General features: G+C 44.4%; 14 protein-coding genes and 1 tRNA gene. 7 read left to right on the top strand and 8 right to left on the bottom strand.

The features are described 5' to 3' along the window. Both F8S12_RS23380 and F8S12_RS23375 read right to left on the bottom strand, forming a co-directional pair. Positions 1-4077 (bottom strand): beta strand repeat-containing protein (locus tag F8S12_RS23380; RefSeq protein ID WP_196518705.1); only part of this gene is annotated, 4077 nt, incomplete at its 3' end. Between the two features lie 65 nt (positions 4078-4142). Next, positions 4143-5246, bottom strand: a complete 1104-nt coding sequence (locus tag F8S12_RS23375) for a TIGR03032 family protein (RefSeq protein WP_196518704.1) — start codon at positions 5244-5246, stop codon at positions 4143-4145. Positions 5247-5372: 126 nt separating this feature from the next. Here F8S12_RS23375 and F8S12_RS41745 point away from each other — a divergent pair, with 126 nt between their 5' ends. Beyond that, on the top strand, positions 5373-5507 hold the full coding sequence (locus F8S12_RS41745; protein WP_269144846.1) for a hypothetical protein: 135 nt from the start codon (positions 5373-5375) through the stop codon (positions 5505-5507). Between the two features lie 290 nt (positions 5508-5797). Here F8S12_RS41745 and F8S12_RS23370 read toward each other — a convergent pair whose 3' ends face one another. Then, positions 5798-6757, bottom strand: coding sequence for a protochlorophyllide reductase (locus F8S12_RS23370; protein ID WP_196518703.1), 960 nt, complete (start codon positions 6755-6757; stop codon positions 5798-5800). 206 nt (positions 6758-6963) lie between these two features. After that, complete coding sequence (nagZ, locus tag F8S12_RS23365; protein ID WP_196518702.1) at positions 6964-8049, bottom strand: beta-N-acetylhexosaminidase; 1086 nt, start codon at positions 8047-8049, stop codon at positions 6964-6966. Between the two features lie 807 nt (positions 8050-8856). Between nagZ and pds the strand changes: the two genes are divergently transcribed. The 4 genes from pds (at position 8857) to F8S12_RS23345 (ending at position 12906) form a co-directional block, all read left to right on the top strand. Next, positions 8857-10296, top strand: coding sequence for a 15-cis-phytoene desaturase (pds, locus tag F8S12_RS23360; protein WP_196518701.1), 1440 nt, complete (start codon positions 8857-8859; stop codon positions 10294-10296). Then, positions 10280-11212: a 15-cis-phytoene synthase CrtB gene (gene crtB, locus F8S12_RS23355; RefSeq protein ID WP_196518700.1), complete on the top strand. Its 933-nt coding sequence runs from the start codon at positions 10280-10282 to the stop codon at positions 11210-11212. The genes pds and crtB overlap by 17 nt, the downstream gene beginning before the upstream one ends. Positions 11213-11295: 83 nt before the next feature. Next, positions 11296-11387, top strand: a tRNA-Ser gene (locus F8S12_RS23350). Positions 11388-11580: 193 nt separating this feature from the next. Next, positions 11581-12906 (top strand): ABC transporter substrate-binding protein, encoded by a 1326-nt coding sequence (locus F8S12_RS23345; protein WP_196518699.1) that lies wholly within the window; start codon positions 11581-11583, stop codon positions 12904-12906. A gap of 77 nt (positions 12907-12983) precedes the next feature. Here the strand turns inward: F8S12_RS23345 and F8S12_RS23340 are convergent, their stop codons facing one another. Continuing rightward, positions 12984-13814: a hypothetical protein gene (locus F8S12_RS23340; protein ID WP_196518698.1), complete on the bottom strand. Its 831-nt coding sequence runs from the start codon at positions 13812-13814 to the stop codon at positions 12984-12986. Between the two features lie 781 nt (positions 13815-14595). Between F8S12_RS23340 and F8S12_RS23335 the strand changes: the two genes are divergently transcribed. Continuing rightward, on the top strand, positions 14596-14913 hold the full coding sequence (locus F8S12_RS23335) for a hypothetical protein (RefSeq protein ID WP_196518697.1): 318 nt from the start codon (positions 14596-14598) through the stop codon (positions 14911-14913). Positions 14914-15125: 212 nt separating this feature from the next. Beyond that, a complete protein-coding gene (locus F8S12_RS23330; RefSeq protein ID WP_196518696.1) occupies positions 15126-16853 on the top strand; it encodes a succinate dehydrogenase/fumarate reductase flavoprotein subunit in 1728 nt (575 codons plus the stop codon). A 220-nt stretch (positions 16854-17073) separates the two neighbouring features. Here F8S12_RS23330 and F8S12_RS23325 read toward each other — a convergent pair whose 3' ends face one another. The 3 genes from F8S12_RS23325 to hetZ form a co-directional block, all read right to left on the bottom strand. Continuing rightward, on the bottom strand, positions 17074-19404 hold the full coding sequence (locus tag F8S12_RS23325) for a transglutaminase TgpA family protein (protein ID WP_442946824.1): 2331 nt from the start codon (positions 19402-19404) through the stop codon (positions 17074-17076). Positions 19405-19723: 319 nt separating this feature from the next. After that, positions 19724-20701, bottom strand: coding sequence for a PatU (locus F8S12_RS23320; RefSeq protein WP_196518695.1), 978 nt, complete (start codon positions 20699-20701; stop codon positions 19724-19726). Beyond that, positions 20694-21899, bottom strand: a complete 1206-nt coding sequence (gene hetZ, locus F8S12_RS23315) for a heterocyst differentiation protein HetZ (protein WP_196518694.1) — start codon at positions 21897-21899, stop codon at positions 20694-20696. Before hetZ ends, F8S12_RS23320 begins: the two co-directional genes overlap by 8 nt. Between the last annotated feature and the right edge of the window lie 181 nt (positions 21900-22080).

The raw sequence follows: 22080 nt of genomic DNA, 5'->3' as shown, positions 1-22080 counted from the left end.
AGACTTGACTAAATCTGTACCTGCATCTAAGCCTTCAATAATAGTATCGCTGAGGTTGTCTACGATGTAAGTATCATTACCCACTCCACCATCAAGACTGTTAATCCCGGTACCTCCATCCAAGGTGTCATCGCCTGCGCCGCCGAACAAGGTGTCATTGCCTGAGCTACCAGAGAGGCTATCGTTGCCATCTTCTCCTCTCAAAGTGTTAGCACCAGTATTTCCCGTCAGGATGTTATTAAGGCTGTTACCAGTACCATTAATTACCCCGCTTCCAGTCAAAATCAAGTTTTCTAAGTTATCTGCCAGCACCCAACTCACGGCAGACTTGACTAAATCTGTACCTGCATCTAAGCCTTCAGTAATAGTATCATTCAGGCTATCTACAGTGTAAATGTCATTCCCTGCACCTCCATCAAGACTGTTAATCCCGGCATCTCCATCCAAGGTGTCATTACCGGAACCACCGAACAAAGTGTCATTGCCTGCACTACCAAAGAGGCTATCATTGCCATCTTCTCCTCTCAAGATGTTAGCACCAGTATTTCCCGTCAGGATGTTATTAAGGCTGTTACCAGTACCATTGATTGCTTCGGTTCCAGTCAGGGTCAAGTTCTCCAGGTTATCTGCAAACACCCAACTCACGGAAGACTTGACTAAATCTGTGCCTGCATTGAAGCTTTCAGTAATGGTATCACTGAGGTTGTCTACGGTGTAAGTGTCATTGCCGACTCCACCATTGAGACTGTCAGCTCCCAAACCTCCATCTAAGGTGTCATTTCCTGCACCACCCAACAAGGTGTCATTGCCGAAATCACCAAAGAGGTTATCGTTGCCATTTTCTCCGCTCAACGTGTTAGCAGCAGTATTTCCAGTCAAGATGTTATTAAGGCTGTTACCAGTACCATCGATTGCGTTGGTTTCAATCAGGGTCAAGTTCTCCAGGTTATCTGCTAAGACCCAACTCACCGAAGAGTTGACTAAATCTGTGCCTGCATTTAAGCCTTCAGTAATGATATCGCTGAGGTTGTCTACGGTGTAAGTGTCATTGCCGACTCCACCATTGAGACTGTCAGCTCCCAAACCTCCATCTAAGGTGTCATTTCCTGCACCACCCAACAAGGTGTCATTGCCGGAATCACCAAAGAGGTTATCGTTGCCATTTTCTCCGCTCAACGTGTTAGCAGCAGTATTTCCAGTCAAGATGTTATTAAGGCTGTTACCAGTACCATCGATTGCGTTGGTTTCAATCAGGGTCAAGTTCTCCAGGTTATCTGCCAACACCCAACTTACCGAAGAATTAACTAAATCTGTGCCTGCATTTAAGCCTTCAGTAATAGTATCGTTCAGGCTATTCACAGTATAAGTATCATTACCTTTACCACCAATGAGACTGTCAATTCCTGCACCACCATCTAAGAAATCATTTCCATCGCCGCCATCGAGGGTGTCATTATCACCTAGTCCTGTGAGCGTGTCATTGCCCTGCAATCCTGAGATAATATCCATGTTCACCGTACCAGTCAGGTTGTCTATACCTGAAGTACCATTAATCACATTTGTGATTTCATTAATGCTCAAGTTGACAGTAGCAACACTGCTACCTCCGTTTCCATCACTTATGGTGTAAGTAAAGCCGTCGGAGCCAAAATAGTTTTCGACAGGGGTATAAGTGTAAGTACTGTTGCCATTGTTAACTAGGCTTCCTTGGCTAGGTTGAGTCAAGCCAGCAATGCTCAATACGTCACTGACATCCACATCTGTATCATTGCTCAACAGAGTAGTAGCGCTAATGATAATGGGTGTGTTTTTGTTTGTGGTGATGCTGTCGTTAACAGCGACGGGAGCATCATTGGTATTAGCCACTGCCAGTACAAAAACATCGCTGACAGTTGCTGTTCCATCACTGGCAATAACTTTGATGTTGAGGCTGCCAACGTTGTCATTAGTGGGAGTACCACTGAAGGTAGTGCCGTTGAATGTCAGCCAACTGGGAATAGGGTTACCATTTTCCAGGGTGGCGCTGTAGGTGAGGTTATCTCCCGCATCCACATCGGCGAAGGTATTTGCTGGTAGGGTAAAGCTGAAAGCGGTGTCTTCTGTCGCCGTTTGGTTAATAATGGGGTTGATAACGACTGGGGCATCATTCTCCGCCGTAATATTAACATTGCGGGTAACAGCAGTACTATTAACAGTCCCATCATCGACGACAAAACTGACGGTACGAGGTGTGAGACTGGGGTTGTCGCTGCTGTTGGTATAAGTAATGGAACGCAGTGCGGTTTGATAATTAGCAACGGTAGCACTGCCAGTTAAGATTAAGACACCTGTGTTGCTGTTATAGCTGCCCGTAATCCCATTTTGGTTGGTGAAAGCGAGGGTGTCTTGAGCAGAAATAAAGCCACTGCTAATCCTGACGGTGGCACTGGAGAGGTTAGCGGAGTCTATGTCGCTGATGGTGATGTCTGAGTCGATGGCTGTAATGGCATTCTCAGTGTATGCCAGGGCAGAGTTGGTGGCAGTAGCAACGGGCGCATCATTCACTGCCGTAATATTAATATTACGGCTAACGACGGTACTATTGGCAGCTCCATCATTAACTAGAAAGCTGATAGTACGAGGTGTGAGATTGGGGTTGTCGCTGCTGTTGGTATAAGTAATGGAACGCAGTGCGGTTTGATAATTAGCAACAGTGGCACTGCCAGTTAAGGTTAAGACACCTGTGTTGCTGTTATAGCTGCCCGTAATCCCATTTTGGTTGGTGAAAGCGAGAGTGTCTTGAGCAGAGGCGAAACCACTGCTAATGCTGACGGTGGCACTAGCCAGATTGGGGGAGTCTACATCGCTGACGGTGATGGCTGAGTCGATGGCTGTAGTGGCGTTCTCGGTGTATGCCAAGGCAGAGACAGAAGTAGACGTGATTGTCGGGGGAACCCCACTTCTGTATAGTTGGGCATATATCCCATTGCCAGACGCGTCCTGATCAAAGCTAGTCCAGGAAATGACAAAGTCCCCCCCTGCATCTATTGCTACTGTGGGGTTATTTTGGTCGCCGATGGTGTAGTTATTGACCTTGAATTCGCCTCCTTGAACCATCCCAGTACTGTTGTAGCGTTGGGCATATATCCCAAAGCCAGACACGTCTTGCTCAAAGCTTTGCCAGGAAATGATAAAGTCCCCATCTGCATCCATCGCTACTGTGGGGTTAGCTTGATCGCTGGTGGTGTTGGTATTGACCTTAAATTCACCCCCTTGTGCCACCCCGGCAGTGTTGTAGCGTTGGGCATATATCCCATAGTAAGACCCGTCCTGACCAGAACTCTGCCAGGAAATGACAAAGTCCCCATCTGTGTCCATCGCTACTGTGGGGTTAGCTTGACTGTTGGTGGTGTAGGTATTGACCTTAAATTCGCCCCCTTGAGCCACCCCAGCACTGTTGTAGCGTTGGGCATATATCCCATTGTCAGACCCGTCCTGACCAAAGCTAGTCCAGGAAATGACAAAGTCCCCATCTGCATCCATCGCTACTGTGGGGTTATATTGAAAGCTGTTGGTGTTGGTATTGACCTGAAATTCGCTTCCTTGTGCCACCCCGGCAGTGTTGTAGCGTTGGGCATATATCCCATCCAAAAATCCGTCCTGACCATCGCTAGTCCAGGAAATGATAAAGTCCCCATCTGCATCCATCGCTACTGTGGGGTCACTTTGGTCGCTAGTGGTATTGGTATTGACCTTAAATTCGCCCCCTTGAGCCACTCCAGCACTGTTGTAGCGTTGGGCATATATCCCATTGCCAGACCCATCCTGACCATCGCTAGTCCAGGAAATGACAAAGTCCCCATTTGATTCTATCGCTACTGTGGGGTTACTTTGATTACTGTCAGTGTAAGTATTGACCTGAAATTCGTTCCCTTGAGCCACCCCAGCACTGTTGTAGCGTTGAGCATATATCCCAGCACCAGACCCATCCTGACCATCGCTAGTCCAGGAAAGGACAAAGTCCCCATCTGCATCTATCGCTACTGTGGAGTTATATTGATTGCCAATGATATTGGTATTGACTTGGAATTCAGTCATGAAAAAACCTCTGAAAAAAACTAAAAATTTGATTTCAACAATTACGCTTTGATTAGCCAGACTCTTTAGTCATTAGGAATCACCGCACTCGGTCGCAGCCAATAATTCAACTCTGGTGCAGTAAATGCTTGGCGGATTTCTTTTCGTTCCTGATTTAAAACCATCGGACGCTGCACACCAGGGAGAAACTGCACATCATAAAGTTCTTGACAGCCTGTTGTGAACTTCAGCATCCCCACCTGCTGCCCATTTCGCAAATCTACGACTGCCACACCACAGAGCAACTGCTCAAACCGTTGGGTAACGGGTAACCCTCCGAAAATATGCCGTTCCCGAATCTGGCAAAGTCCCACTAGGGCGAAATACCCCACGCAGCACAATCCTCGTAGAAATCCAGGGAGTACACAGACTACCTGTTTGTCCCCTGATTCCGGATGAATGCGCCATATTTCCCCAGCACCAGAGTTGAGCAGCCACAAAAATCTGTCATGCCAGATTGGGGAATGGGGCATTGATAATCCATCTAAAAGAATTTCATTGCTCTCCACTTCTACAACGACCCCACCGTTGGCTTTACCCGGTCGCCATCCCCCGACAGTATCCGTCGTACCGAGGGCAGTCACATACTTGGGTTTGCCATCCACCATCGCTAACCCATTGAGGTGGCAGCGGTCTTCTGGCACTACTTCGGAAATAAATTTGGGATGCCAGCGCGGTACAAAGCTAAAGTCTGGACTCAAGGCAGAAAGACAGGAAAAGCGGGTATTGACAATCCACAGCCCTTCCCTGCCAAACTCCAGGTCGTGAATGTTGAGGTCGCCTGTGAAATATGTCATCCGTGGCAAGTAGAGGGCATCGTAGCATCCGGGCTGGTCTTCTAAAAACTCATAAGCTAATGCGGGGGCATTGGCTAATAAACAGACTTCGTGATGGCTAGCCACTGCCAGACGTGAACCATGAACTGCCAACCCCATTGGTTTGGAAAATTGGCGTAATAACATGGTAATTTGTTGCCCATTCCAGCCCACAACTGCCAGTTTTCCAGCTTGGTAGGTGGTGATAGCAACAGAGCCTCCAGCTTGACTCAGCCAGGAGATAAATCCTTGATCGGCATCACACTGAATTAAGTTATTCTCTTCTGGGGCGGTAATGGTAGAGGTGGCTAACATAAATAAGTTGAATTAAATTTCAAATTTTGTTGGGGAAATTTGGACTTAGTTGAGTACAAAAATAGTCTGTGGCTCTAGCCCTTAAAGTTGAGCGATAAATCGCTCACTACGAACCCCGCAAAATTGATGACACAGACCACTAGACGTGCCATTATTGTCAATAAACAAACTTCTCCCAGGAACAACACCCAAAGAAATCGTCTCCTGATAACTGGCTACACCGCCAAAGATGCACCGGATCAAACTTTGCAGACATTTTGAGCTTAATTTTTTATAATGTCCTAGTGGTAAGTCTTATTTAGTAACCTATTGTCATAATAAAGACTATCTATACAAAAAAACTCTGTATATATACGGGATGTAGAATTTAGTTATTATATGTAAAGAGTGGAAGTTTATTTTCAATATCATAAATAAAGCTATTAATAAAGTCAGAGGTGACTTATAATCACCTCAACCATTTGTTACCTGTACATAATGCCAATTCATTCAAAAAAGTGGATCGATGAATCAATGAATTATGCACAAGGGTAACGCTATCTGCGATCGCATCATGCAAGTCCAACCAACTTTGCACTTAGTTCCCACATCCGCTCGGCTTTTTCGTCATCGCGGGCTTGAGGAGAGACTTTTTGAACAAAGGACTTGCCATCTTTCTTTTGGCGATTTCCCCAGCTCCAATAGGCACCGGATTGATTATACTCAGGATCGGCAACCACCGCAGCAACCCGTTCTCCCGCCAATTCCTGAGACACGTATCCCCCAGTGATGTACTTCTGGAATAATGGGAAAATTTTCTGAAACAAAGGATAGTGGTTTCGGAATAACGGCGTTTCTGCAACACATCCCGGATAGAGAGAATTGAAGATGATACCGGTTGACTCGTGATAGCGCTGATGCAGTTCCCGCATGGTCAGCACGTTGCAAACCTTGCTGTCTTTGTAAGCTTTGACTGGTTCAAACTTCTTGCCATCAATCATGGAGATTGGCTCTTTAAACCCTTCTGCAAAGCCCTGCAAATCGCCCAAGTCTGGGCGTGGTGGAATCTTCCCACCCAGTTCATCTGGATTGTGTGTGACAGTTCCTAAAATAACGAGCCTTGGCTCTAAAGATGACTTCTTTAGATCCTCTAGCATCAGGTTGCACAATAGGAAATGTCCAAGGTGATTTGTGGCAACGCTTAACTCGTAACCTTCTGGACTGCGTAACGGCTCTTTTAATAAGGGCATATAAATTGCGGCGTTGCACACCAAAGCATCTAGGGACTTTCCACTAGCTCGGAAGTTATTCACAAACTGTCGAACGCTTTCCAAGGAGCCAAGGTCGATATGCATACTGGTATAACTGTTGTAGGGAATTTCTACAGCTTGGGCAGCTTTTTGCGCCTTCGCTAAATCCCGACAGGCCAGCACTACATACCATCCCTTTTCAGCAAGCGCTTTCGCGGCGTACAAACCTACCCCCGACGATGTACCCGTGATTACAACCGTTGGCTTGTGATGTTGTTCCATTCTGTTCAGCCTCTATTGACTGTCTCTAGGATCTCACACCAGTGAGCCACTATTGTCACCAGCTTTTTCAATGCTGTATTAGGCTGAACTAAACTGGAACTTGATCGCGTCAATCACTTAGAGCAGATACCCCAGGAAGATTGGCATAACTGCTGTGCAGATAGCTCTTAACTCGCAGAAATAGGTTCAACCCATACCACCTATTATTAATAGGAACTAGCGATCGCTAGTTGAGCATGTTGCAGTAGTATATTTTTATCCAGAGCATGGACGGGATATTGCGGTGTTACTGCCAGTAATTTATCGATTCTTTCTCTGGCTGCTTCCACTACTGATTCATCTAAATTTCCCTGACTGAGGGAATTGGCTAAATCTTCGGCAATGTGATAAATTCTTTCAGTAGATGAAGAATTAATATTCCGCGAGACAATAAACAGGTCGCAGCCTGCGTGAAATGCCCGCGCCACAGTACCAGCTTTATTAAACATATCTGAGATAGCTTTCATATCCAAGTCGTCAGATACAACCACTCCTTTAAAGCCAAGTTCCCCCCTAAGTATGGTTTTGAGGATAGCCGGAGAAAGTGTTGCTGGTACATCAGAATCTATATTGGGAAATAAGATATGGGCAGTCATGATTAAAGGAATCTGTACTTCTATCAGCGCTTTGAAGGGTATAAGTTCTCGAAGTCGCAATTCTTCTAAAGTCAAATTGAGTATTGGTAGCTCAATGTGAGAGTCCTTGCTGGTATCTCCATGTCCGGGGAAATGCTTGGCGCATCCCAGAATTCCTGACTCTCGAAGTCCAAGGTAGTAGTCACGGGCAGATTGAGTAGCAGTTTCGGGAGTGTTGCCAAAGGCGCGAGACCCAATGACCGGGTTGTTCGGATGGGAAAAAATATCTGCTATAGGTGCCCAGGATAAATTAATTCCCAGTGATTTTAGTTCTACTGCTGTAGCTTTTGCTACTTCACGGGCGTGCGATCGCAGCAATAAAGCATGAGGAAATCGGGTAATCGGCAGTGGTGTACGAATTACACGACCTCCTTCATGATCGAGAGTCATAAACATCGATTCACGTTCAGTATATTCTCGTATCTGATTGTTCAAATCCTTGAAGCTTTCCAGCCAAGACTCATAGGGGATGTTATCTAGAAAGTTCTTAGCGAAAAATATCACCCCAATTGGTTTTAATTCATTGAGTGCGCGTTTATCGTCATCGCTTAATGTACTACTGGAAACACCCAGAATTAGGTGATGTCCAAAGCGCTTTAGCTCCTGCGATACTGCCATAATCCTTTACCTATAGTTGTGTAGCCAACAACTGCGATGTTCAACTTAGAAGACATAAACCTGATCCTACACCCTGATGGGGAATGGGGACTTTTAACAGGCAGGAGGACACAGTTGCACAGAGAGGAGAAAAATTTTCTGTTTGTTCTCCCGCTTCTTTAACAATGCCCCATGCTCAATTTCCTTCAACCTCTCAGTAAGTCTTTAAAAAAGACTGATTTATAAAAAGAAACAGTAAATATACTCTCAGCAAGTATCGTTATTCATTTTTAACAATTAAGATACAAATTACATAGTATTACTTACGTAAGCATAGATGAGTTTTTTCGCAAAAGCATTTTTGCGTTTATATCTTGCTATCTAAATTTTAGGAAACTTATGTCTATAAATTTATTCAATAATTCTTTACATAATTTTTACAAAAATAGTATATTTGTCTAAAGAAAGTAACCCAGAAATCAACTAGCAGTTTTTACTAATGTCTAGACATTTCCTCGGAGCAAATACATAGATTCCCAAAGAAATCAACTACTTGGAGAAATCAGTTTGTAACTACCTATTTTTAGTCAAAAGAATGACTTTTGTCTCTCTATATCTGGTGGTGTAAATCTAGATGAAATGCACGCCACAAACCATTGCCAATAATGGTATTGGCAATTTGTCTTGGTAGGTGCGTGTAAGGTAAAATTTTCTTTTATAGAAGTTTTTTAGAAAAGCGATCGCCCAATAGCTACCAAATGTAACAGATTGCAACGTATAATGAGAACGATAAAACCATTAAGAAATATTGAAGGGCATTAGGGTTAAATGCGAGTAGCGATCGCGGGTGCTGGTCTAGCAGGACTTTCCTGCGCGAAATATCTCACAGACGCAGGTCACACTCCCATTGTCTTGGAAAGCCGGGACGTACTGGGTGGTCTAGTTGCGGCGTGGAAAGACTCTGACGGCGACTGGTACGAAACCGGGTTACACGCCTTCTTTGGGGCATACCCGAATATGCTTCAATTGCTCAAGGAGTTGGGCATTGAGGATAGACTCCAGTGGAAAGACCATACACTGATTTTCAATCAACCGGACAAGCCTGGGACACTATCACGTTTTGATGTTCCAGATATTCCATCTCCTTTCAACGTGATTGCGTCGATTCTTCGCAACAAAGATATGTTGACTTGGGAGCAGAAGATTCGATTTGCAATTGGCCTACTTCCCGCAGTGGTTCGGGGTCAGAAGTATGTTGAAGACATGGACAAGTACAGCTTCTTAGAATGGTTGAAAAGGCAAGGTGTTGACGAGCGAGTAACTAGTGACGTTTTTATCGCCGCATGTAAAGCCCTCACCTTTATCAATCCTGATGAAGTTTCGGCAACGATTTTATTAACTGCACTGAATCGCTTTCTGCAAGAACGATATGGCTCTAAAATTGCGTTTTTGGATGGTTCTCCCACAGAACGGCTATGCAGCCCTATCGTCGATTACATCACAGAGCGTGGTGGAGAAGTGCGGTTGAATGCCCCCTTGAAAGAGATTTTGCTCAACGCCGATGGCACGGTTAAAGGATACTTGATTCGGGGGTTAAATGGTGCAGAAGATGAAGTTTTCATGGCTGATTCCTATGTATCTGCTATATCGGTTGATCCTTTGAAGGTAATCTTGCCTAAACCTTGGAAACTTATGGAGTTTTTCCAAAAGCTAGAAGGTTTGGAAGGAGTACCAGTGATTAACCTACATTTGTGGTTTGACCGGAAACTTACAGAAATTGATCACTTGCTATTTTCGCGATCGCCCCTCCTCAGCGTTTATGCTGATATGAGCAATACCTGCCGTGAATACGCCAACCCCAATCGCTCAATGCTGGAATTAGTTCTAGCCCCGGCAAAAGATTGGATTGCCAAATCCGATGAGGAGATTGTGGCTGCAACGATTGCCGAGTTAGAAAAACTATTCCCCAACCACTTTGGGGGAGATAATCCAGCAACGTTGTTGAAATCTCATGTAGTGAAAACGCCGCGTTCAGTTTACAAAGCGACCCCTGGTAGTCAACAGTACCGTCCTGCACAAGTTACGCCCATTGCCAACTTCTATCTCGCAGGAAGTTACACTATGCAACGCTACTTAGGCAGTATGGAAGGTGCCGTACTTTCTGGTAAGCTAACAGCGCAGGCAATTTCTGAGGCTCTCCCGGTAGCAAATTCCTCAAACCTGCAAACGCTCACCCGACCGCCCGCAACGAATGCTGCAACTGCCTGAATCCCCACCGCGCATGAAAACGCTGGTCTCTCTGGACGAGTCCTACGAACTTTGTCGTCACCTCATAGCCAAGTATTCCACGACTTTTTACCTCAGTACTTTGCTCCTGAGCAAAGAAAAACGTCCTGCTATTTGGGCAATTTATGCTTGGTGTCGCCGTTTAGATGAACTGGTAGATGGCCCCACATCTGCTATCACCACGCCAGAAACCCTAGACCGATGGGAGCAGCAGCTCGAATCGATGTTTGCTGGACGACCATTGGACAACTTCGATGTAGCTTTGGTAGATACCATTCAACGTTTCCCGATGGACATTCAGCCCTTTCGGGATATGATTGCCGGTCAGCGCATGGACTTATATCGCAGTCGTTATGAAACCTTTGAGGAGTTATACCTCTACTGTTACCGTGTTGCTGGCACTGTAGGCTTGATGTCAACAGCAGTCTTGGGGTTGGATACTACCACAAATATAGCTCCGTGGAACCGTGAACAACAGCTATATATTCCCACAGAAGAAGAAATTGCCTTGGGAATTGCCAAGCAACTGACCAACATCTTACGCGATGTGGGCGAGGATGCCCGGAGGGGACGAATCTACATTCCCCTAGAAGATTTGGCAAAATTCAACTACACCGAACAAGACTTGTTCGAGGGTGTGGTGGATGAACGCTGGCGTTCCCTGATGCGCTTTCAAATTGACCGGGCACGACAATTTTATACCAAGGCAGAAAAGGGAATTTCCTACTTATCTTCTGAAGGTCGTTGGCCTGTGTGGGCGGCTATGATGCATTATAGTGGAATTTTAACCGTAATTGAACGCAACGATTACAATGCCTTCACTCGACGCGCCTACGTGCCCCAGTGGCAAAAGTTACGTTCTTTGCCCGTGGCTTGGATGCGATCGCAAGTCCTTTGAGCAAGTAGTCATTTGTCATTACTAATGACAAATGACTATTGACTCTTCTCAATAAATCTGCTAACATTATTATTCGTGACTCAGGAGAGGTGGCTGAGTGGTCGAAAGCGGCAGATTGCTAATCTGTTGTACGGCAGGCAACTCCGTACCGAGGGTTCGAATCCCTCCCTCTCCGTTTTCCAGCTTTTAAAGAATAGAGTATATTCCGCACCAAAGAGAAAATACTCATACAGGAGTAGATACTTTTACTTCCAAAGATGGATGATATGATTTATCCTTTGGAGTAATGATAAGATCCAGCTAACTTAACAAATCTAGTTTGAATCTTACTTTTAGGCTCCTAAATATCTGAGGAGTAAAAGTGACTTATGAGAAAAATTAGCGCCGCCTTAACTTTGAGTATAGCTACCCTAGTAACTGGGTTCCTAGTTGGGGCTTGTGGTGATAGCAGTACCCCCAATGGCACAGCTAACAACGGAAGTACCGCTACCCCAGCAGGAAATTCAACTACCACAGGCAGCAGTGGCAAAGGGCTAAAAATTGGTTCCCTGCTACCGACAACCGGGGACTTAGCTTCTGTTGGACAGCAGATGTTAGGTTCTGTTCCTTTACTCGTCAATACAGTCAACGCTTGCGGTGGCGTGAATGGCGAACCAGTGACCCTAGTGCAAGTAGACGATCAAACTGACCCTAAAGCTGGTGCTGCTGGTATGACCAAACTAGCAACTTTAGATAAGGTGGCGGGGGTAGTTGGTTCCTTTGCCAGTAGCGTATCTAGTGCAGCAGTCTCCATTGCTACGCCGAATAAAGTTATGCTAGTTTCTCCTGGCAGCACCAGTCCTGTTTTTACCGAAAAAGCCCAAAAAAATGACTTTAAAGGCTTTTGGGCGCGTACAGCTCCCCCCGATACCTACCAAGCACTGGCATTAGCCCAACTTGCCAATAAAAAAGGTTTCAAGCGAATTTCTACAGTTGTGATTAACAACGACTATGGCGTTGGGTTTGAAAAAGCATTTGTGCAAACTTTTGAAAAATTGGGGGGAACCATAGTTAACAAAGACAAACCTGTTCGCTACGATCCGAAAGCCCAGACATTTGACACTGAAGCTGCTGCTGCTTTTGCTGGTAAGCCAGACGCAGTTCTAGCTGTACTGTACGCTGAAACTGGCAGTCTTTTTCTGAAAGCTGCTTATCAACAAGGTGTGGCAAAGGGTGTACAGATTTTGCTGACAGATGGTGTCAAATCACCTACTTTTCCAGAACAAGTTGGCAAAGACAGTGATGGTAAGTATATCTTAACTGGAGCGATCGGTACAGTTCCCGGTTCCGATGGTAAAGCACTAGAGGGTTTCAACAAGTTGTGGAAGGAGAAAAAGGGCGGTTCACCAGGGGAATACGCTCCTCAAGCTTGGGATGCGGCTGCCTTATTGACGTTGGCAGCACAAGCTGCTAAAGAAAATACAGGCGTTGGCATAGCCAGCAAAATCCGTGAAGTTACCAATGCCCCTGGAACAGAAGTTACCGATGTCTGCGAGGGACTGAAGTTACTCAAAGAGGGTCAAGATATTAACTACCAAGGAGCCAGTGGCAACGTAGATGTTGATGCTAACGGTGATGTAGTTGGTGTTTATGATGTTTGGACAGTAGGAGACGATGGCAAAATTAAGGTGATTGACAAAGTTACCCCTAAGTAGAAAATTAGGAGTTATGAATTATGAGTTACGAGTAAAACATTACTAACTCCTAACTCCTAACTCCTAACTCCTAATTTTTAAAAGCCAGTGAAGTTGTAACCTACTCCTAACAACAAGCCCACATCAGTTTCATCAAAAAATCCAGCATTTACAGCGGCCGTTACCGTGAATTGCGAACTTAGAGGTACATCAATGCCACCCGATAGCAAAAAGGCAAATTGCGAATCATTACCAGTTTTGTAAGCTGCACCTACTCCAACGTAAGGTGCAATTGGTAACGATTCGCTAAAAGGATCTGCTGACTGGAAGGAAAAATCGTAGGTGATAGGAAGTAGAACTGTGGTAGTGTCCCCAAACACGGCTGAGGGTCGAACCGATATGGCATTTGTCAGTCCGACTTTGCTGATTACCGCAAAGTTACCATCGCCCAAAGATGAGTCACCACCACGCAAACCAACGTTACCAGCAACACCTAGATAACTGCTGCCGCCACGGGTACGTCTACCTAAATCAATGTCCGATTGTGCCACTCTGGGAGCAGATGATTCAGAAATCGGTTGAGAAGTCGGTTTTACAGACTCAGGAGTGAGCATTGCAGATGAGGTTGCTACTGTGCCTGGAATGGGTGTAAGCGTTACACTAGCAACAGCTTTGCTGAACTGCTGTACTTTAATTAAATTTGTAACTGTGGATGGTTCAGTTGTTTCTGTCGAGAGGTTTTGATTTTTAGCTTCTAGTTCTGTACTCAACTCGTTGGGAAATGCTACGGTTACAGAAGGTTCGATTGATGGCTGAGTGTCCACCTTGTCTACTGTCTGGGCAACTACAGATAAGCCGCTACTCAGGACTGTAAGAGCAGCTAGACTTGGCAACCAAAAAACACCTTTACGAAGAAAAATAGTATTCACGTTCACTCCTAAAACAACATTGCCACGAGATATAAAGGGTTTTGTTGATTTAAGCCAACAAATTCGGGCAACAATCAAAATTTAACACCAAAAAATAGGTTTTTGCATCCTGGCTTTGATGAATTTATCTCTTTAAGAGTTACTAGTAAAAAATTAATTTCTATAGCCTGAATATCCTGAGTTTGATAGATGACAAAAATTATCCTGGCTTCTCCGGCGAAAACCAAAAATATTCTGGTGGATGAAAACGCTCTTAATACATGTTAACTTTCAAATTGCGGTATTTTTTTATATTTCTGCATCATGCAAAATAGTGATACCATTATCGGGTAAAGAGTCTTTGTTAGCGATTTCATTACCACTCGAATCTTTTCATTTATTCAAAAATTATTAAGTAGTTGTTTATTTAATTTCTTCATGTCTCTATTGCCCAATTACTCCCATTAAAGTAAAATTTTGTTCAATGTAAAATAATAAATGGCATTTATAAAATAAAAATAGCTGAATAAAGTCTTCTTTGGTCTTTGATTAATTTAGAAGTTACGATAATTAATCAAATATGTTAGATTAAAATGTAGCTCGTTCATAGTTGGTCGTGTTGTATGTTAAATTATCCAGTCCCGAAAAACTGTAAACACTCAATTTAGGCATTCTCCTTTGCAACAAAAAAAGTTGATTGTAAAGTGATATTACAAACCTTGCAAAAATATTTAGAATATTGTCTACAAGATAAACATGGCTCTAATGTAGAACCTATTAGGAGAGACTTGAGGCAAATGTGATGAGCGGAAATAATATTCAAAACTATCGGTTTGTCTGTACCCTGACCTTTGGCGATATCTACGGTCAAATAATTGTTTGGTTGATTACAATTACTCTAAGTTTGGCATCAGCCTTGGCGCTAATGGGTGCTAAGAAACCGGTGTACGCTTTAGCAACAGTGGGACTGGTCGTTCTGCTATCGCTGCCTTTCTTGCTTTTTGCCTTTGTGACTACATTGTTAAATCATATTGAAGTAGTTCCTGTAGGACTGGGAACCAAAATGGAAACCATGCCAGGTAATGTGTCTCAGCAACAACCTGTACAAGCAACTAGCTAAAGAGTTAGAAGTTAGGAGTTAGGAGTAACTTTATTTGTCTCATAACTCTTCATTTTTAACTTTTCACTCCTTATTTCAAAATTTTTAATAATATCCCTGTCTATAGGCAGGGAATTTTTTTGTATAGACGCGATCGCAACTGCCGCAACACACTACTTGATTAATCACCTCTCTACAATAGAACAGCAGTGGTTTGCAGTTAGAGGCTAGTTATGCTGGAACACGATGTGATTATTATCGGGGGTGGATTGGCGGGATGTCGTGCTGCTGTGGAAATTGCGCGCACTGACCCCAATTTAAATATTGCTGTGGTTGCCAAAACCCACCCAATTCGTTCCCACTCGGTTGCGGCTCAAGGTGGTATGGCTGCATCGCTGAAAAATGTTGATTCGGAGGATAGTTGGGAAGCACACGCTTTTGATACTGTCAAGGGTTCTGATTACTTGGCAGACCAAGATGCAGTAGCAATCCTCGCCCAGGAAGCGCCAGATGTGGTGATTGACTTGGAACACATGGGCGTTTTGTTCTCTCGTTTACCCGATGGTCGCATTGCCCAACGCGCTTTTGGCGGACATTCCCACAACCGCACTTGCTACGCCGCAGACAAGACTGGTCACGCGATTTTGCACGAATTGGTGAACAACCTGCGGCGTTATGGAGTGCAAGTTTATGAAGAGTGGTACGTGATGCGTCTTATTTTGTCAGAAAATGAGGCGAAGGGTGTGGTAATGTTCAATCTCTTAGATGGACATATTGAGGTGGTGCGGGCTAAGGCGGTGATGTTTGCTACGGGGGGCTATGGTCGCGTTTATAACACCACCTCTAATGATTACGCTTCTTCGGGTGATGGTTTAGCAATGACGGCGATCGCAGGTTTGCCCCTCGAAGATATGGAATTTGTCCAATTTCATCCCACTGGTTTATATCCGGTAGGAGTGCTGATTTCGGAAGCAGTACGGGGAGAAGGAGCGTATCTAATTAATAGTGAAGGCGATCGCTTTATGGCTAACTATGCACCCAGTCGCATGGAACTAGCTCCTCGTGATATTACCTCACGAGCGATCGCTTACGAAATTCGCGCCGGACGTGGTATCCATATTGATGGTACTGCTGGTGGCCCCTTTGTCTATCTGGATCTGCGACATCTAGGCAAAGAAAAAATTATGAGTCGCGTTCCCTTCTGTTGGGAAGAAGCACACCGTTTGGTAGGTGTTGACGCTGTGACTCAACCGATGCCAGTCCGCCCGACAATTCACTATTGTATGGGTGGTATCCCAGTTAACACTGATGGTCAAGTCCGCAGCAGTGGTGATGGTTTAGTTGAGGCTTTCTTTGCTGCTGGGGAAACTTCTTGTGTTTCTGTGCATGGTGCTAATCGCTTGGGGAGTAATTCTCTATTGGAATGCGTGGTTTATGGTAAGCGGACTGGGGCTGCGATCGCAAAATACGTGCAAAAACGCAAGTTGCCCTCTGTGGATGAACAGCACTATGTAACAGAAGCCCAGCAACAAATTCAAGCTTTACTAGAACAACCAGGACAGTATCGCATTAACCAAGTCCGTCAAGCCTTCCAGGATTGTATGACTGAGTATTGCGGCGTTTTCCGCACTGAGGCATTAATGAGGGAAGGTTTGCAAAAACTAGAAGAAATACAACAGCAATACCCGCAAATTTATTTAGATGACAAAGGTAGTTGCTGGAATACAGAGCTCGTAGAGGCTTTGGAATTGCGAAGTTTGATGGTAGTGGGACAGACTATTTTGGTATCAGCCCTGAATCGGCAAGAAAGTCGTGGCGCTCATTTCCGCGAAGATTATTCCCAGCGAGATGATGCCAACTTCCTCAAACACACAATGGCTTACTATTCACCAGCAGGAATTGACATTCAGTATCGTCCCGTGGCGATTACTATGTTTGAGCCAAAAGAGCGGAAGTATTAGTAAATGATGAAATATGAAGGATAAAATACCATATCCTTCATAATTTTACTTGTTCAATACAAAACAGAAACCGAGTTGCTTTGCCATGTAACAAGTTCGCCTCAGCCCATTAGACAGGCGATTGATGAATTACTCCTGCTTGTTGATTGTAGTGAGCAAGCAGAATAGAAGGAAGTCGTACTCTATCTCCCTTTGTGAGTAATTTATCCAAAGTATTCAATTACTTATCAGTCTTAGCGGTTTTTTTCAAACCTTGCCACCTTTGTCGCAGTCCCTTCAAGTTAGGCGTATGGCCACCATAACGCCAGCTAACATAGGCTTGAGAAATCTCATCTATTACCTCAGAAGTTGCTGGGGCATGATGCTGGGATGAGACTCTGGCATACTCTAAAGGTGTTTGGGCTGGATGTTTGCCCAAACCTTTTTGGGCTGTCCATTGCAGCATTTGTTGATAAATGCTCTCCATCGCTGGCAATTTCTTTAACCATCGGCGGTTGCGCCACTCTCGCCACTGTCCCCAACCCAGCCAACCGAAGAAGGCTATAACAGTCCCCAAGATTAAGCCAGTCAATACGCCGAACCAACCTTGAGAAAATAAAGCGAAAAACCAAGCGATCGCTCTAATAATCCAACTCAATATTGTCCCAAATACATTATTCAACAAACCTGTCACTGGAGACGGCAACCATCCAGCAACCCAGTGCCACAACTGGCGCAAGACACTAAAAGTCTGAGTGTCTTCAATAGATGGGGGAATTAAAGGATGATTGGGAATAGGGTCAAAGGCAAACCAACCATATTTAGGAAAATATACTTCCGTCATCGCATAAGCGTCAGTATTACGGACAACATACAATCCCGTAAATGGGTTAAATTCTCCAGCACTAAACCCTGCTACCAACCGCGCTGGGATGCCAATGGAACGCAACATCACCGTGAGAACTGTCGAGAAATGGTCTGGATAACCTCCTTTTTGCTTGAACAAAAAAGCTTCTACCAAGTCTTCTTTTTCATCCAAATAAGGCAGTCCTAAAGGATTTTGGGGAATAGAGTAGTGTTGTTTTAGGTATTGAGCTAAGTAAAGAGCCTTTTCATAGGGTGAATCTAGGCTTTTAGAAGACTTTGCGACTCGTTCTTGATTGTAGTTGACGAGAATTTCTTCAGTCCGTTGCCGGACTTTTTCGACAATTTCGGGAGGAATTTGCAAATAATGCTTTTTAATATATTCTGAATATTGAGTGGAAGCTTCACCTAACAAAGTCCGATCGCGGTATGGTACTTCGGAAATTACTGTGTAAGTCAGTCCTTCGGATAATTCCACAGGCGATCGCAATCCATCTTCTTTATCAACGGCGATTACTGGTGCTGGAAAGTAAATTTCTTTGGGATAAGCCATTGCTGGAATTAGGTTAGGCAAATCCGACACCACTGTATAAGTTTGTACTACCTCTTGGGTTTTACCAGTAATCACAGATGGGGAAAGAAAAATTTGGTAAGACCAAGGCGATCGCCTGATAGTCGTAACATCTTCATTCCGGGAAACTTCCCATCCCTTACCTGTATAATGGTCAAATCCTAGCACTCGCCAAAAACCCTCAGCTTGCGATCGCACTCGCATCACAACTTTAGGTTTCATCTCGCCCCGCAAGTTTTGGTTAATTTGGCTATTAAAACCGTAATAAAAATTATTATCTACTTTACCTGGTTGACCAGTTTGATTTTGTCCCGTACCACCGCTACCATTGCCTTGATTATTACCTTTACCTTGGCGGACATAACCAGGATTGATAATACTACGTCCTGTGAAACTGCCTTTTACTTGAATAGCAGAACTTACAGGAAAATTCCGTAACTGATAACCAGGGAATCTGGGTAAAACAGCAAAAATTGCCAGCCCCAGACCGACAATTAGCAAAAAATTCAGAATTAAAAATTTAAAATTAAGAGTTGAGTAATTCTTCTGATTGAATTTTTCCTTTTGAGTTTTTAATGGCTGTAAACCCAAGCGTGAGCGATAATCTAGCACTAAAGTTGGCAGAGCGATCGCTAAAAATAACAGCAGCACAGGTGCAAATGCTAAAGTCTGACTTAGTGTTGCTGCCACACCCAATAAAATCAGTCCGATAACAATCGAATAGCCCAAATTTTTCCGGCGGGGTGTATCAAAGCTATGCAGCACTTGGAGTTGAATTAATAACTCTGCCAAACCCAACCGCGTATCATTCAACTCTCCCACTAACCGCCCAAAGAAAGCACCAAGTGCAACTAACATGCCGATGGCAATGCAGAATTTAACTGCAATATTCCGATCGCGGCGACGGTAGTAACTCCAAATCGCACCAACTACACTCAGGGGTAACGCCCAAAAACTGAATGAAGTCTCGGCGGCGATATCCGTCGCCACAATTCCCAAAATAACCAACGCTAGCACCAGCACCCGTAAGGAAATTGAATCTTCCACTTCTGTCAAAGGCGACCCCTGGGGATTTTGCCGCCAGAAATTACCTACGGGAAAACGCCAAAACCGATTCATCCTGGATAAGTTAAACATTTGACTTTAAGGGAAGCAATGATGTAGATGCGACGGACACAATGCGGGCGACGTAATTGCCTAACCTACTATTGTGTCAAATAAAAAATGATGAATAGGGAGAGACACGGAGAGGGAAGAAGACGCAGGGACGCGGAGAAATTATCAAATACTCTCTCCGTATCTCCGCGTCCCGCATCCCTGTGTCTTTGTAATAACTGCTTCTCGTAGACACCCTAATGACCCTTGTTGAAAAATAGGATAAGCTTCAAAACCAGGAAAATTCTCTTAATATATATCGGCGTTGAACGACGTAGTGTGCTAGCGCTGGCAATTTAAACTAAATCATCGGGCTAATAACAAACAACAACGATTGTTCGTCTATTTCTGGAAACTCAACCTCCAGAGTATAAGTTGGGTTAAGTTGCTCGCAGCTTAACTCTACACTTAAGTATCCCGAAGTCGAAGATGTTGCCATTGCTAAGGTGCCACTTGCCCGAAGTGTCAAAGTTCCTTTAACGGGTAACTCAGCCTGAACAAGTAACTTCGTAATTTTACCTAGAGACTGGTACTCTACTCTGATGTTCAAAGTACCGACACTGGTTAGCCATTGTCTTTCTACCACTGGACTAGTTACTGAAAGTGGTAGAGTCAGATTTTCCAGCAGTTGTTTAGCTGCTAGCAATGACAAAGCCATCTGTTGACGCGGTTGCAAATCTGAGTAATCGCTCTGGATATTGGGCATTGTCTCCAGAGTATTTACAGATCGATAGGTGCTTCTTAGCACCAATCCAGCTATGTCGTTCAGCGTTTGAGATTCGTTGGGAAAAAAGTTCTCCACTGCTTGAACTAATTTTGCCCCCAGAGGCATCGAAGATGTAACCAACGCCTGACACTGTTCTAGTAATTGCCGGAAAACTTTCTCCGGCAAGGGACGCGGCAGGTTCAGCTTCGCCTGTTGTACCATCCACCCCCAGCTAGGAACGAGTGTCATTGATGGCTCGTCAACAAAATCAGGATAGTCGATTAATTGTGTTTCCCAAGGAAACAACGGTGGGTGATCTTGGACTTGGATTTGTAACCGACGCTTAAGGACGGCTTGGAAACGATCTTGCACAGTAGGAATTTCTCCCAGTTGAAAGGTCTGGGGCGTTCCTCCCAATTTTGGCTCACTGCTTTTTGAAGCAGTGGCTTCGTTGAGGAGGTTTTGTACCCCGTCATTTTCCTCACATTCTACCGATTGCTCGTTACTTTTGACATTATCTGTCAATAACCAATCGAGACACTGGTGTTGTAAGGATTCTGAGTCACTATTCATGAGTAGATGCACCTGATCCGGATACTAATGAGTTACGAATTTCCCAAGCTTGCTCAAGAATCTTAAACCATCGTTTTTGAAGTTGTGCCATTGATAGCCCTAAAGTTTTTGCTATTTTTTCATCGGCTTCTCCTTGTTGCTTCAACTCTAATAAAGACCGTTGTTTATTGTCCAGCTGTGCTGTGTATACTTGCCATTGCTGAGGAGTTAAGCCCAAATTGGTGTGCAAAGAAGCTTCCAGCCATTCGTGAACTAATTCCCAACGGTGCAACAAAGCAAACCGAATCAAATGATACTTAAAGCGCTGCTGCAAGTAATCTCTCTGACGAGGGGTTAAACCTAAAATCGACTCAATTTCCTGTGCTGATAGATCCTGGAGGCGAAGAGAAAAGTAATCAGCGCAGTCAGATTGTTGCCGTTGTTCGAGATAATTCATTAATTCCGTAATCACAACGGAGCGCAAGGTGTCTTCTTCGGGTTCAGGTTCGACTTGCGTTGCCATTGTGGAGCGCAATTTGTGCACTGCTGGTTCTTCCCAAGAACCATCACCTTCATTACTGCTGCCTTCTGAGGCTTGTTCTATATCTACGCTGGTTTCGGGGGGCTGCTGTTGGGAAAAAGTTTGCGCCCGTAGGATAATTAACTGCTGCTGACGGCCTGGTAAGGGAATGCGTCGCTTGCCATAGCGCTCGGTAAATGCCATGTACTCTGCCAATTCCAGAAGCGTTTGAGGGCGATAGGTGGCACCGAGTTGATTTTCTCGCCGGAAAGCGTTTAATGCCTCCAGATAAAAACTCTGGAGGAAGTCTTCAATTATAGTCAGCCGCCCTTGATAGCTCAATTGCTTCTGAGGAGGATTAATATAACGATAAATAATTGCACTCAGAGTACTGTGTAATTCTACCCTGCCCCGATTTGAACCAAATTGATAGTACCTGAGACACTGTTGTAGCCGATGCCGAGCCAGGGTCATCGCCGAGCTTTCTACAGACCCAGAAGCTTGAATACGTTTACTTTCATGACAAATCCGATATACTTCGGTAGTAATACGTGTTGCTACATCGTGGCAATTCTGTTGCGAAGCTTTGGTTGACTGCTGAAACTCCTTGGACAGGAGTTGAAAGATCACCTCCACGCCTGTAGAATTTTCTCCCAGAATAGTTGCAAATGGAATAGTTGCGGTTGCGGCTGAATTCATAGTCTCGGTTTTCAAAAGACCCTAACTTACTTAAATACAACCTGTACGACTGTGGGTATTGGCTTTTTCGGTTTTACGTATAAGCTAAACGCAGACCAATCCTATATTTAAGATATGGCTGATTTTATTATTCCCAACTCTAATGGGATTGTTCACATTTTGATAGATGTTATTGCCATTA

The organism is Nostoc sp. WHI (assembly GCF_015714725.1).
Lineage (GTDB): Bacteria > Cyanobacteriota > Cyanobacteriia > Cyanobacteriales > Nostocaceae > Nostoc.
This window is presented reverse-complemented; position numbering and strand designations above follow the sequence as displayed.